Here is a 13,459-nt window from a genome sequence, read left to right on the forward strand (position 1 = left end):
CGGATCTTCATCCCCGATTTCTTCAGGCCCATGACGAAAAGCTGGCGAATCTGCTCGGCGAAGGCTCCCTCGCCGCGCATCCGGCTGCCGAAGCGAGGATCGTTGAGCTTGCCGCCGCGCAAGGATTCGAGCCGGTGCAAAACCTTCTCCTGGCGATCCGGGAAATGCTCCTCCAACCAAGCCGTGAAGAGGTCCTTCACCGCGAAAGGCAAGCGCAGCATGACATAGGCCGCCTGGCAGGCTCCGGCCCGGGCCGCGGCCCGCAGGATGGCCGGGATCTCGGAATCGTTGATCGCCGGGATCACCGGAGCCACGTTGACCCCAACCGGAATGCCGGCCGCCGCCAGCTTTTCGACCGCTTCGAGCCGATGGCGCGGCGAGGCGGCCCGCGGCTCGAGGATCCGGGCCAGCTCCGGGTCCAAAGTGGTGATGGAAATCGTCACGAAGGCGGCCCGCTGCCGGGCCAATTCCGACAAGTGGTCGATATCCCGGGTGACCATGTGATTCTTGGTGATGATGCCGACCGGGTTGCGAAACTCGGCCAAGACCTCGAGACAGCCGCGGGTGATCCCGAGCTTGCGCTCGATCGGCTGGTAGCAGTCGGTCACCCCGCTCATCGCCAGGACCCGGGGCTGCCATTTCTTGGCGCTCAATTCCTTCCGCAGCAGGGCCGGAGCCTCGAGCTTGACCATGATCTTGCTCTCGAAATCGAGGCCCGAGGAAAGGCCCAAGTACTCGTGATAGGGCCGGGCATAGCAATAGACGCAGCCGTGCTCGCAGCCCCGATAGGGATTGAGGCTGGCCTCGAAGGGGATGTCGGGACTGTCGTTATAAGTGATGATCGACTTGGAGCTGTCCTTGAAAAATTGGGTCGCCGGGCCGGGGCTTTCGGGGTCGGCCGCGGCCGGATCGTCTTCCCAGGCGAGCTGCTCGAAGCGGTTCGGCGGATTTTCGCCGGTGCCGCGGCCCTTGGGGGTTTCGCCGAAGGATTTGTGGGACGCGATGGCCATGCTTTGGAAGGCTTGCTGAAAAGTTGCTGCTAGGCAAGACGGAAAAGGTGATTCCGATACTACGCTGGCTTGGGTGTTTTTGCCCGGTCGGGGAGGGCGGGAACTCCTCCTCTCTTTTTTCCCCGGCCCTCAAGCCGGGCCGGGGAAAGCTTGGTCAGTCGATATCTATTGGATGCTTCAAGGTGATCGACGGCCCAAAAGCCGTTCGGAGGAGTTCCCGCCCTCCCCGACCTACCTTAGGCAAATACACAAAATTTTTGGGTTCAAACTTTTCCTGGACTTCGAGCGCGAGCATCGATTCTAGGAAAGATCGACTTCCGGCGAACCCTTGATGTTCTGTCCGGCCCGAGCCTTGCGAGCTAGCTCCTCGTAATGATCACGGAGCTTGTCCAAGCTCTCTTCGTCCAACTCTTCCAAATCCATCAAGGCGTTGTGGGCATTTTTGTGGGAACGGAGCAACTCGTCGAGCTTGAGGTGCATCGCCTCGCTGTCGCGGTTCTGAGTGTTCTGGATCAGGAAGACCATGAGGAAAGTGATGATGGTGGTGCTGGTGTTGATGACGAGCTGCCAGGTGTCGCTGAAATCGAATAAAAACCCGGAAAGGGCCCAAACCAGGATGACGCCGAAGGCGATGGAAAAAGCCCAGGGTTGACCGGCCTTGCGGGCCGCGGCGTTGGCGAAGCGGGCAAATAGGCTCTTGTTTCGCATAGCTGAAGGCGAGTTTAACCCCGGGGATGGGATTTAGCCAAATGCTTCGGAGGCTCTAGGGCAAGGCCGGCGGATCGGCGTTGACCGGCTCGAGCTTCTCCTTGGGCGGCCATATCACCGAAGCCAGGGCCGACAGCACCAAGGACAGCGCGATGAAGCCCAGGGCATAGGCGATCGGGATCTTGTACCAGTGGGCCAGGATCATCTTCACGCCGATGAAGCCGAGGATGGCGGCCAAGCCGTAGTGGAGATAGACGAAAGCCTGCATCATGCCGGAAAGCGCGAAGAAGAGCGCCCGAAGCCCCAGGATGGCGAAGGCGTTGGAGCTGAAGACGATGAAGGGATCGAGGCTGATCGCCAACACCGCCGGCACCGAATCGACGGCGAAGATGACGTCGGTGGTCTCGATCGCGATGAGGACGATGAAGAGCGGCGTCGCCCACCAACGGTTGCCCTTCTTGACGAAGAAGCGGTCGCCCTCGTAGTCGGAAGTGCAGGGCATGAGGCGGCGGACGAAGTTGAGAATCGGGTTCTTCTCGGGGTGGATCTCTTTCTCGGTCTCCATGACCAGCTTGATCGCGGTGAAGACCAGGAAGGCGCCGAGGATGTAGAAGAGCCAGGCGAATTTCTGCAAGAGGGCGATGCCGGCGAAGATGAAGATCGCCCGGAAGACCAAGGCCCCGAAGATCCCCCAAAAAAGCACCTTGTGTTGGTAGATGCTGGGGACTCGGAAATAGGAAAAGATCAGCAAAAAGACGAAGAGGTTGTCGACCGAGAGCGACTTCTCCACCAAGTAGCCGCTGAGAAAGCGGAGGGCCTGGTCATGGCCCTCGAAATAATAGATTCCGGCGTTGAAGATCAGGGCCAGGACGATCCAGAAAATGCTCCAGCCGATGGCCTCCTTGATCTTGATGGCATGGGCCTTGCGGTTGAAAACCAGCAAGTCCAACAACAGCATCGCGAGGATGAAGATCAGGAAACCGGTCCAGAGCCAGCCTTGTAGGGTCATTGCGTTTCTCCGGCCCCCTGCATAGGGGAAATCGGCCGGAGATTTCAACCGCAATCGGCATCAGAGAACCGCCATCTCCCGGTTGTCGAAATTTCGCCGATAATAGCCCATGTATTCGACTTTTCGCTCCAGGGCCTCGATGACGGCGTGAGTGAAGTTGACCCCCTCGAACTTCTGGGCGCTGCCCAGGCCGCCGGGGCTGAAAACGTTGATCTCCATGAGTTTGTCACCCACGATGTCCAAGCCCACCAGGAACATCCCATCCTCGACCAGCTTGGGCCGGACGATCTCGGCGATCCGCAGGGCGGCCGAATCGATCGAGGCCGGCTTCAGCTTGCCGCCGGCGTGGATGTTGCTGCGCAAATCCTCGCCGCTGCGGACCCGGCGGAAGGCCGCGTACTTGCCCTTGTACTTGAGGGGCTCGCCGTTCATCAGGAAGAGCCGGGTGTCGCCCTCGGCCGCCTTGGGCAGATATTCCTGGGCGATGACGTAGCCGTCGCGGCTCACCGCCTCGACCATCTGATTGAGATTTGCCATGTCGTCGGGCCGGACCAAGAAGACGCTCGTTCCGCCCGAGCCCTGGAGCGGCTTGAGCACGACCTTGCCGCCATGCTGCTTGGCGAAGTCGCGGATCTCCTCGCGCTCCCGGGTGATGATCGTCTTGGGCCGGACGTCCTCGGGGAAGAGCTGGAAATACATCTTGTTCATCGCCCGGCTCAGGCCGTTGGGGTCGTTGAGCACGATCACGCCGTGGCGCATCGCCACCCGGCCGAAGGTGATGCCGGCGGCTTGGGCCCAGGCCCGGTGGGCGATGTCGGCCGAAGGGTCGTTGCGCAGCATCAGGACGTCGAGGGCGTCGACGGTGATGCGCTCGGTCCTGGCCTTCTTGCCTTGGAGATCGCGGAGGAAAATGTCCGAGACCTTGTATTTGTTCTTGGGCACGCTGCGGGCCCGGGCGTGGATGTCCTCGTCGGGATCGTAGGCAAAGTCGCCGGCGCCCATCACCCAGACCTCATGGCCGCGATTGACCGCGGCCATCGCCAAGCGGGTGGTGGTGTAGCCCGGCTCTTCGGTTTGGATGTCGTTGACCACGAATCCGATTTTCATATCATCCCTCTCTTCACCATCCGCTCGAGCACATTGGTTTCCTGACGGAGCTGCTGCAATCGTTCCCGGGCTTCAGGATACTGGAGATAGCGCGGCAACAGCGGCGCCGGCCGCAGGACGCCGCGCCATTGCAGCTCCCGGATGACCGGCACATGGGCGGCCGCGATCTTGCCGACGAAGAGCTGCTCGAGCTCGCCGCCTTCCCGCAAATACCGGACGACCTCGTTGATCCCGCGGAGGTAGACCACATCCTTGGTCAGCCCGCCGCCCCGATGAATTCGCAGGGCCACCGTGAAGGCGGTGCGGCGCTCGAAGCCATAATCCCGGTTCAACAAGCGATAAGTGTCCACGAATTGGGCCCCGTCTAGCAAGGCTTTCGCGGCCAAGACCCGGCCGGCCAGGAGCCGGATCCGGGGCCGGCTCAGGCCGCCGACCAAATACTCGCCGAGCACCGCCAAGCCTTCCTGGAGCTCCTCATAGCCGGCCAAACCGGAGTAAAGCTGGCGGAAGGGCTGGGCTCGGCCGTTGTAGTAGGACACCAAATGGGTCCCGACCTCGTGCTGGAGCAGGGCATCGACCCGCGAAGCCGGAACTCGAGTCTCGCGGGCGATCAAGAGGCGGCCCCGCGAAACCATCATCCCCGAAGCGATGTCGTCGCGGATCTCGACCTTGGCCTTGAAGGCCGGGTAGAGGGCCCGATAGTAGCGGAAATCCTCTTCGGCCCGGCGGGCGAAAGCTTCGGCGCTCAAGGCGCCGGCATGGCCCTCCTCGCGGCTGCGCGGCGGAAAAATCCGCAGCAGCCGCTGGGCCAGCGCCAAGAGCTCGGCGCTGACCCCGCCGAAAAGCTGGAGGCTTCCGTAAATGAAGCGCGGCGTCCCGCGGTCGGTCAGCATCCCCAGCTCCCGCTCCAACTCTTCCTGCTTTTCGCGAAAGATCATCGCCAGGGTCGGGTCCTCGACCCGCTCGATCGGAACGGCGTAGAGGTTGCGCTTGAGCAGGGAGGGATCGACCGGCAAGTGACGGTAATAGAAGACCGGCTCCTTGTCGTAGCCCTCGTGCCTGAAGCGACGCCAGGCATGCTCCGCGTTCACCGGGGTGACCTGCAGCAGGAAATCGAAGGCGCTGCTGACTTCGGCGAGCTGGCGATCGACCTCCCACACCGCCTTGACCACCGCCCGCCGGCCCAAGACTTGGTAGTTGGCCGGCCGCTGGGTGGTCCGGGTCTTCATGAATTCGAAGAAAGTCTTTTGGAAAGCCCGGTCCAGGCCGCGCTGCAGCTGGCGCAGCAGCAAGGGATAAATCTGATGGGCCTTGAGGTTGTAATGGATCGGGCCGATCTCGAGGCCCAGCAGGTTCAAGCCCAAGGCCTCGCACCTCCGCCGGTCGAAGAGCGGAGTCAAGTAGGGCGCGGTTTCATGGGCTCCGAGATCGAGATCGACCTCGGAGCTTTGGTCGCCGAGGCTGAATTCCTTCAAGGCCCGATTCAAGGCATGGGCGGTCGGGGCGATCGCGGCGCTGTCCCGGGCGCAGACTCGAAAGGTCGGCCGATGAACCGCCGGGCCGCGCTTACGCGAGGGCGGGCCGTTCCAAATCTCGAGCAGGAGGAAGGCGCCGAACTCCCGGGTCATCTCGCCGATGATCGTCTCGAGCAAACGGGCGATCGGCCGGCGCTGGATTTCCTCGTCGCCGACCATGAGGTAGGAGGCCTGGGCGATGACCAAGCGCTCGGTGCCGGCGAAATCCAGGCTCTTGGGCCGGCGGTAGAGGCAGAGAAAGGGCAAGGCCCGATCCATGTGGAGCCGGCCCCAGGGCGGGAGGCGACGGCGCACCGACTTTCCTTCGGCCAAGCGCTGGGCGACCTCGAGGTTCCAGGTCTCGGAGAGCGGCGGGTGGCGCGACTTCAAAGTCGCCCTCCCATCGCCTGCAGCGAAGCTCGCAGGCCCCCGAAGGTCGAGGCCAAGGCCTCGCCCAGGACCCGGTGCAAGTCCAAGTTCAGCTCGCCGGTCCACTCATCCATGAAAATTTTCTTGAACTCGACGGCCAAGGCCAAACCGCTTTGAGGAAAGGTCCGATGGATCCATCGCGGAAAATTTCCTCCGAGAAATTTCACGTTCTCCCGGACGTCGAGCGAGCGGCCCTGGAAATCGAAGCTCCGCAAGTCGGCGATGAAGCGGTCGATCAAGGGACCCCAGAGCTCGCGCCGGCAGGAGGCGGTGCCGATATTGATCTCGGGATTCTTCTCGGGATCGGCCGGCGCTTGATCGGGGCCGGCCCGGCGGTGGTTGTAGGTATGCAGGTCGAGCAGGACGAAGAAACCGTGGCGCTCTTCGATTTCACGCAGCCGCCGTTCGACGCCGGAATAGAAATCGCCGTAAGCCCCGAGGGAGTCCGCGATGCAGTCGGGAGCCGGCGGCTCCCGCCAAACTTTGAGGCCCCAGGAGTCCTCGGGCTTCAGATAGACCGCCTGCTCCGGCGGCCGATTCAGGTCGACCTCGAAGCGCGAGCGGAAAGTCCGAATTCGCGGCTGGACCAGGGCGGCCCAGGCGGCGGTGAAAGGGTCCTCCTCCCGCAGCCGTTCGGCCTCGTCCAGGCAGATCCGCTCCTGGGCCTCGGCCCGCAGGCCGTGGCCGTCATGGATGGCCGCCGCGACCACGGCCCCCTCCCCCGGAATCCATTCCCAAAAGGGCTGTTCCATCGTTATCCCCCGTTATATCCTCTTAAGTATAGTCAGGGGCTAGATCGCTCCCCAAGGGATTCCTCGGCTAAATTCTTCGGGCCAGGCAACTTACCGGGAAGCGGGAGCGAAAATCAGCTTTGGAAGGGGCTAAGGGGTCACCGTGTCTTTTTTCTCGCCGGGTCGAGGCATCCACTTCATCTCTTATCTATGGGCGGTTCTGTTCTTGGCCGCCTGCAGCGGCATGGGCGGCGGCGCATCGGCTCCCGGCGCTTCGGGGGCCGGCACCTATGAGGGCGGCGCCTTGGATAGCGGGCCGGCGGCGCTCAACAGCCCCAACCAAGCGGCCGGCGGGGTGCTCTCGGCGCCGGCCGACGACGAGCTGCTCGGAAATTGCGACATTTGGACCTTCCTCTTTTACGGCAAGGAGCTCGATCAGCAGTTCGGCAGCAGCGAGGACCTGCCCTGGCCGCTAGGCTTCGGCTCGCCTTTCTCCGAAACCTTCTTGATCCGCAGCATTTCGGATCGCCCGATGGAACTGCAGGTCCGGGTCTTCCATGTCTCGGCCGACGGCAATACCGTCCGCTATAGAGATTACAGCCTGACCAATGCCGGCGCGACCGGGGCCAAGCTCACGGTTGAAATCGAAGGCGTGGCCCATGGCGACCGGATTCAAATCCTCATTCCCCACGGCGTGAAAACCCTCCTCGAGGGCGGCGAGGAGACTTGCGTCTATCTCAAGGACAAGAGCTTCAAGCCGGAATGGACGGCCTCCCATTCGGAGGAGCTGAAAAAGAATCTCGGCCTCCGAGTCCGTATCGCCGGCTTTGCCATCCAAGTCGAAGTTCCAGCCCTCCCCTTGGCGCCCGGCGTGACTCCACCTCACGGCTTGGAGACTCTCTCCGAATAAAGGCTCGCACGAGTTGAGAAATTTTCTGCGCATCTTGTGCTAAATCCCGGCTCCGACCCTTTCGATTAATAAAAATTATTAAATAAAATCATATATTTAATTTTGGCATCGGCCTTGCTTTTAAAGCTGAGCAAATATTCCGTTCTCGAAAGAGAACCCACAGCCCCCGGCCGCCCCTTCATATTGGCCGGGGGTTTTTTATTAGCGGCCTTTCTTCACAAGATGAGCGGTCAATTGGCTCAACTTGTGCAAATAAAAAGTCGACCTATTCAAAAATCATAATAATTTCAACGAGTAATATCTGGCACTGGCCTTGCTTTACAGAAAGGCATCGCGGCAATGCTGCCGCCGAATAGGGGGAAACGAAATGAAATCGGACGCCACAAAAACTTTGGAAACCGCACTGAGCTCGAACTGGATGGTGGGGATGCTGGATGGCTTGTCGATCCGCAAAGAGGCCCAAGCCCTCCAGGTCAGTCTGCGTAGCGATGCCGGTGAGCACCGGGTGGCCCAGCATCTTCAGTCCTCCCATGCGAAGACCGCTCTTTCCAAGCTCGATCAACTCTGCGCGGCCAAGGCTCCCAAGGGCACCCTCCGGGAAGGCGATGCCCTCAAGCAAGAGCAGGAAATCGAAAAGGCCAAGCTTCAGCAAGCTCAGCTCGGCGATTCGAAGAAGCTTTACGCCAAGCAAGAGGCTGAGAAAAAAGTCTTCCACGCGCACCAAGCCGAGGTGAAGGCGAAGTTCCTGGCCAAAAAGCCGAAGGCCGACCAGATCGCGACTTTCAACAAGGTCCAGGCCGCCGACAAGAAGGCCTTCGAAGCCGGTCAAGTGAAGGAAAATGTCGCGCTCTACAACACGCACAAGGCTCAGACCAAGGATCAGGTTGCCTGGCATGCCAAGCAGACCAAGGCCCTCGAAGCGAAGAACCAAGCCACGGCCAAGCCGGCGGCCAAGCCGGTGGGCAAGCCCGCCGCCAAACCGGTGGCCAAAGCCGCGGTCAGCGAAATTCCCACCAAGAGCTACAGCACCACCTTCTCGCACCAGGGTAAGACCGTGATCGAGGAAGGCTACTCCAAACCCTTGAGCGGTTCGGCCGCCGGCATTCCGGTCTAAAGGAGGATTGATGCCAGTGACGGGAATTCCTTCGTGGCAAAACCGATCCGGCCGGGAAAATCCCGCAACCGAGCGGCCAAGCGAAGCCCGGCCCCAGCCGAAGAAGCGGTCCTCGAAGATCGACGACGGCATCTACCGCGGCCTCTCGCGGCTACGCGACGGTTTCTGCCGGCCGAAAAATCCGGCAAAATTTTTCGCCAATCCCTGGAAAAAGATCGATCGGGTCTAGGAAATCTTCTTTTTGGAAAAATACCAATCGGTGACCTGAAGCTCCTTGTTGGCCACCCGCTCCTCGGCCGCCTGCATGGTCACCGGCGGCGGGACGATGACCTCCTCGCCCGGCTTCCAATTGGCCGGGCAAGCCACGCCGTGCTTGTCGACGGTTTGGAGGGCGTCGACCACCCGCAGGATCTCGTCGAAATTGCGGCCGACGTTGAGCGGATAGTAGATCATCGCCCGGACGTTGCGCTTCGGATCGATGATGAAGACGCAGCGGACGGTGGCGGTGACCGCGCTGGGCTCATGGATCATGTTGTAGAGCCGAGCCACTTTCTGGTCGAGGTCGGCGATGATCGGGAAGGGAATCTTGACGTTGAAATTCTTCTCGATGTTCTTGACCCAGCCGATGTGGCTGTAGACGCTGTCGATCGAATTGCCGATCAGGTTGACGTTGCGCTTTTGAAATTCGGGGTAGCGCTTGGCGAACTCGATGAACTCGGTGGTGCAAACCGGCGTGAAGTCGGCCGGATGGGAGAAGAGGATGACCCATTTATCCTTGCCCCATTCCGAAAAGCGAATGGGACCGTGGGTGGTGTTGGCCTCGAAATCGGGGGCCGGGCCGTTCAATTCGATCTTGGGGGCCGGGGTGGCCGTGGACGTTTCCATGACAATTCCTCCTATGTTTTTGGGACAATAGGGTGAACTAGCACGGATTTGGCGGCTTGTCATCCTGAGCGGGGGCCCCAGTCGAGCGCCGCGAGGTTCAAGCGAGACTGGGGGGAAGGATCTGCGACCACCCTAGGTAGACCATCTACCTTGGGCAGTCGCAGATCCTTCGTCGCTTCGCTCCTCAGGATGACCCGGGCTTAGGGCTGGGCCGAGGTGTTCAAGACCACCACCGCCGAATCGCCGGGGCTGCTGGCGAAGACCAGGTCGGGCTTGCCGTCGCCGTTGAAGTCGCCGACCGCCACCGAGCGCGGATGGTTGGGCTGATCCAAGGCATCGACGCCGGCGGTGAAAGTCTGGGGCGCCTCGAACGAGCCGTCGCCCTTGCCGAGATAGACGCAGAAATCGCCGTTGGTGCCGTCGACGCCGAAGGCATTGCCGACCACGATGTCGACGTTGCCGTCGAGGTTGAAGTCGGCCACCGCGGTGGCGAAGGCGTCTTGGCCGGCCGGATAGTCCACCTTCGAGGCGAAGGTTCCGTCGCCGTTGTTGAGGAAGACGCTGATATTGTCGGGCGTCGGATTGGCGGCCACGATGTCGATGTCGCCGTCGTCGTCGAGATCGGCGGCGGTCACGCCTTGGACGCCGGAGCCGGCCGGCAAGGTCAAGGAGCTGGCGTCGCCGGACTCGAAGAACAGCGAGGGATCGTCGTCGCCGCTTTGCAGCCAAACGGTGATGCGGTCGCCGCCGAAGTCGGCGATGGCCACGTCTTGGCGATCGTCGCCGTTGAAGTCGGCGGCGACGAGGTTCCGCGGGTTGGTGAAAGCGCCGCCCGAGGCGTAGTCGAAGGGATTGAAGGTGACGCCGCCGAGGTTCAGCCGCAGATAAAGGCTGCCGTCGGAGCCGGGCAAGGCCACGTCATCGTCGCCGTCACCGTCGAAATCGGCCACCGCGATGCCCTCGGGACCGGCGCCGCCGTTGAAGGGCGCGTTGTCGGCGTAAGAGCCGTTGCGATCGGGATCGAAATAAATGTCGAACTGGTTGGTGCCCGGAAAGGCCGCGACCAATTCGATGTTATCCAAGGCGAACTCGCCGGCAGCCAAGGCCGAAGGGCCGTTGACCAAGGAGGTCGCGTCCTGCCGCGGATCGAAGCTGCCGTCGCCGTTGCCGACGAAAACGCCGATGGTGTTGTTCAGGATCGCGAAGTCCAAATCATCGTCATCGGTGAAATTTCCAACGTAGAGGGCCTGGGCCTTGGAGGGGACGGTGCCGGCTTCCAAGGTGGTCGGAGTCCCGAAATTGAGCACCAAGGGGGTGGGCTCGGGCGTGGGAGTCGGCGTCGGATTGGGACCGTCGCCATTGCTTCCGCAGGCGGCGAGGCCCAGGCTGAGAGTCATGACAAGCGCGCCAAGCGCTTTGCTGAAAGACCGCATAGGATGGCCCTTTCTATTTTCGCTGGAGTGCGGATGATCCCTCGCCCGCTGACTTATCGGCCTGAGGCTTCGCCGAAGTTGCGAGCGCCCTCTTGGGCTTGATGGCGCGATTTTAGCCCTTCCCCCGGCCGGGCGAAACCCAAATTTCCGGCCGATGCCCAAAAATCATGCTCCGCCGAGGAGGGCTGGACTCGCGAGCTCTTCTCCATTATAGCGCCCCAATCTTTGCCATAGAAATAGGCTGTACAGATTCACTCTGTGCAGGAGGGAGTCATATGGTTCTTGGTTTGGCAGCGGCCTCCACAAGAGTGCCCGCTGGTTCCGTGTCTTCGCACGCCCCATCCGAAAATTCATCCGCCATGGCTCGGCTCTTGGAAACTTCGCTGAGCAGCGACGCTTTAAGCTCCCGACTCGCCCGCGGCCAAGCCGGCAACCTTCGCCAAGCATTCGCCGACCTGCCAATCGGCGATCAGGAAAGAATCCGCCAAGCCTGGGGCTTCGCGACCGAGGAAGTCCTTTCGCTCGGCGGCGATTGCGACCGCGAGCTCCGCGACCAAGCCCTGCTCCAAATCGCCGGCCGGCTGGAAAACCTCGACCGCTTGGCGCCGGCGGCGGCGATCTATTCCACCATCTCCTCCGGCAATGACGCGGTAGCCAGCCGGGCCCGGGCCCGCTTGGACGCGATGAACGGCGTCGGCATGACCGGCGCCCGCGTCGAATTCCTGGCTCGAAGATTTTTTCACGAAGCTTGCCGGCCCGAAATGCTGATCGGCATGGGAGCGGCGGGACTGACCTTCCGAATGACTCGGCTCGCCGCCGGCGCCCGCTTGGCCGGCAGCCTGGAGAGCGCCTGGCAAATTCGGACCGCCGCCACCGGCGCCGGCTTCTTGGCCGAAACCGTGGCCTTCACCGGCGCGACCAAGGTCGCCGGCGCCGCCTTCGGGGTTCCGCAGGATTGGAGCGCGCCGGCGGTCGGCCGAGAGTGGGCTTCGGGGGCCTTGGCCCTGCTCGGCCTCAAGACGATGGGCGGACTTTCCTCGGCGGCCCTGCGGCGCTGGGTCCGGGGCAGCGGCGCTTTCGACGTTTTCAGCCGCACGGCCCTTCCCCAAGCGGCGATGCTCGGCGGGATCATGATCGGCCATCGGCTCGAAGCGGCGGCCGGTCTCCGCGAGCACCGCGACGGCGGCACCGACTTGGTTGACTCCTTGGTGCTGCTCGCCCACTTCAACATCGCCGGCCGAATCCTTCACGGCGTCAGCGGCCCCGGCGGCCGCCGCTTCGAAGCCGCTCTCGAAGCCCAAACTCAAGCGATCCACAGCGCTCGCCGCAGCCGGCTATCGGCGGAGCTCTGGCCCTCGATCCTCGGCGGGCCGCGCTGGGTCCAGGCCAACGGTCCCGGCCTCGCCATGATCGGCAATGGCGGCGAGAGCCGGCCCGAGCCGATGCGGAACGAAGGCTCGAGCGAGGCCTTGGCCGAAAGACCCGAAGCCCCGAGCAACGGCCATAACCACGGTTCCAACGGCGTCGAGGCCGAGGCCGCCGCCGCCCCTTCGACCCTGCCGCCGGCCGGGCCCAAAACTTTGCCGCCGCCGGCTTTCGACCCCCAAACCGCGCGCTACCATTTGCCGAACACCAAGTATTTCCAGGAGCTGCGCGGCGATTTGAGCTTCGACGCGCTCGTCGGCTATGCCCGGGCAGTGGAGCGGGCCCGCTTGATCGGCGTCAACCTCCGGACCACCCTCCAAGTCCCGATGGTCGGGCCCGAGGAATACTCGCCCTACGGCGCGGCCTTGGTCGAGCACCTCCGGGAGAACCCCGCGCTGGTCCACAGCCTGACCGGCAAGAACGAGCGGGCCCTGATCGCCTCGCCCGGCACCGCCATCCTCGGCCTCGGCGCCGCCGGCGTCGGACCCGATCTGATCCTCCAAGCCGAAGCGGCCGACGCGATCATGCAGGGCAAGGCCAAGTACTTTCTGCTCACCGCCGGAGTCAGCGCCACCCCGCTCTGCGTGCGGAGCCATTTCAGCCCCGAGCAAATTCGGGAGCTGGAAGGTCTCGATAGCCGCACTCGGGCCGAGCAGGCCCGGGTCTGGCGAGCCGAGCGCTTCGCCCAGACCGTGCTCTCGATCGCGCCCAATTTCGGTTTCATCAATATCGAGGATGCCCAGGGCAAGGACCTGCCGCTGATCTTCGGCGTGCTCGAATCGCTGCGCGGCAACACCGCGCTCTGGTCCGACGACATGCAGGGCACCGGCATCATCGCCGCCGCCGCCATGCTCGGCTGGGCCGACCTCACCGGCCGGCTCGATTCGCGCGGCGGACTGGGCAATGTCCGCGGCGTCATCTTCGGCGCCGGTGCCGGCGCGATGGGCGTTTATGAGGAATTGATCAACAACGGCATGGAGCCGCAAAACATCCTGGTCGCCGACAGCCAGGGCGCGCTTCACGCCGGCCGGCGCGACATCGAAGGCGATCCCTACAAGCTGCGGATGCGAGAGGGCATCTCCGAAGGCATGACCGCCGCGCGCTTCGCCCGCGGGGCCGACTTCCTGATCAATTTGGGAGCGAAGGAAACCTTCACCGAAGATCCGCGCTGGACCCAGCTGGTG

The 13,459-nt window shown here is 62.7% G+C and carries 12 protein-coding genes; 4 read left to right on the top strand and 8 right to left on the bottom strand.

Translation table 11 applies throughout. The features are described 5' to 3' along the window. From VJR29_05975 to VJR29_06000, 6 genes are all read right to left on the bottom strand, one after another. Positions 1–1,010: PA0069 family radical SAM protein (locus VJR29_05975; GenBank protein HKY62947.1), on the bottom strand; the 1,010-nt coding region annotated here is incomplete at its 3' end. 300 nt (positions 1,011–1,310) lie between these two features. After that, positions 1,311–1,718, bottom strand: a complete 408-nt coding sequence (locus VJR29_05980; protein HKY62948.1) for a low affinity iron permease family protein — start codon at positions 1,716–1,718, stop codon at positions 1,311–1,313. A gap of 55 nt (positions 1,719–1,773) precedes the next feature. Next, positions 1,774–2,727 (bottom strand): TerC family protein, encoded by a 954-nt coding sequence (locus VJR29_05985; protein ID HKY62949.1) that lies wholly within the window; start codon positions 2,725–2,727, stop codon positions 1,774–1,776. A gap of 60 nt (positions 2,728–2,787) precedes the next feature. After that, positions 2,788–3,834 (bottom strand): glutathione synthase, encoded by a 1,047-nt coding sequence (locus VJR29_05990; protein HKY62950.1) that lies wholly within the window; start codon positions 3,832–3,834, stop codon positions 2,788–2,790. Continuing rightward, positions 3,831–5,738 carry a flavohemoglobin expression-modulating QEGLA motif protein gene (locus tag VJR29_05995; protein ID HKY62951.1) on the bottom strand — a complete coding sequence of 636 codons (1,908 nt, stop codon included), beginning with the start codon at positions 5,736–5,738 and terminating at the stop codon, positions 3,831–3,833. The genes VJR29_05990 and VJR29_05995 overlap by 4 nt, the downstream gene beginning before the upstream one ends. Then, positions 5,735–6,529, bottom strand: coding sequence for an N-formylglutamate amidohydrolase (locus VJR29_06000; GenBank protein ID HKY62952.1), 795 nt, complete (start codon positions 6,527–6,529; stop codon positions 5,735–5,737). The genes VJR29_05995 and VJR29_06000 overlap by 4 nt, the downstream gene beginning before the upstream one ends. 142 nt (positions 6,530–6,671) lie before the next feature. Here VJR29_06000 and VJR29_06005 point away from each other — a divergent pair, with 142 nt between their 5' ends. The 3 genes from VJR29_06005 (at position 6,672) to VJR29_06015 (ending at position 8,761) form a co-directional block, all read left to right on the top strand. After that, complete coding sequence (locus VJR29_06005; protein HKY62953.1) at positions 6,672–7,418, top strand: hypothetical protein; 747 nt, start codon at positions 6,672–6,674, stop codon at positions 7,416–7,418. 367 nt (positions 7,419–7,785) lie between these two features. Next, positions 7,786–8,532: a hypothetical protein gene (locus VJR29_06010; protein ID HKY62954.1), complete on the top strand. Its 747-nt coding sequence runs from the start codon at positions 7,786–7,788 to the stop codon at positions 8,530–8,532. A 10-nt stretch (positions 8,533–8,542) separates the two neighbouring features. Further along, positions 8,543–8,761, top strand: a complete 219-nt coding sequence (locus tag VJR29_06015; protein ID HKY62955.1) for a hypothetical protein — start codon at positions 8,543–8,545, stop codon at positions 8,759–8,761. Here VJR29_06015 and VJR29_06020 read toward each other — a convergent pair. Then, positions 8,758–9,417 carry a peroxiredoxin gene (locus VJR29_06020; protein ID HKY62956.1) on the bottom strand — a complete coding sequence of 220 codons (660 nt, stop codon included), beginning with the start codon at positions 9,415–9,417 and terminating at the stop codon, positions 8,758–8,760. The genes VJR29_06015 and VJR29_06020 overlap by 4 nt on opposite strands. A 200-nt stretch (positions 9,418–9,617) precedes the next feature. Beyond that, on the bottom strand, positions 9,618–10,814 hold the full coding sequence (locus VJR29_06025) for a VCBS repeat-containing protein (protein HKY62957.1): 1,197 nt from the start codon (positions 10,812–10,814) through the stop codon (positions 9,618–9,620). Between the two features lie 395 nt (positions 10,815–11,209). Here VJR29_06025 and VJR29_06030 point away from each other — a divergent pair. Beyond that, the coding region (locus VJR29_06030) for a hypothetical protein (GenBank protein ID HKY62958.1) at positions 11,210–13,459 on the top strand (2,250 nt) is incomplete at its 3' end.

Source organism: bacterium (assembly GCA_035281585.1).
In the GTDB taxonomy this organism is placed as follows: Bacteria; UBA10199; UBA10199; order DSSB01; family DSSB01; genus DATEDP01.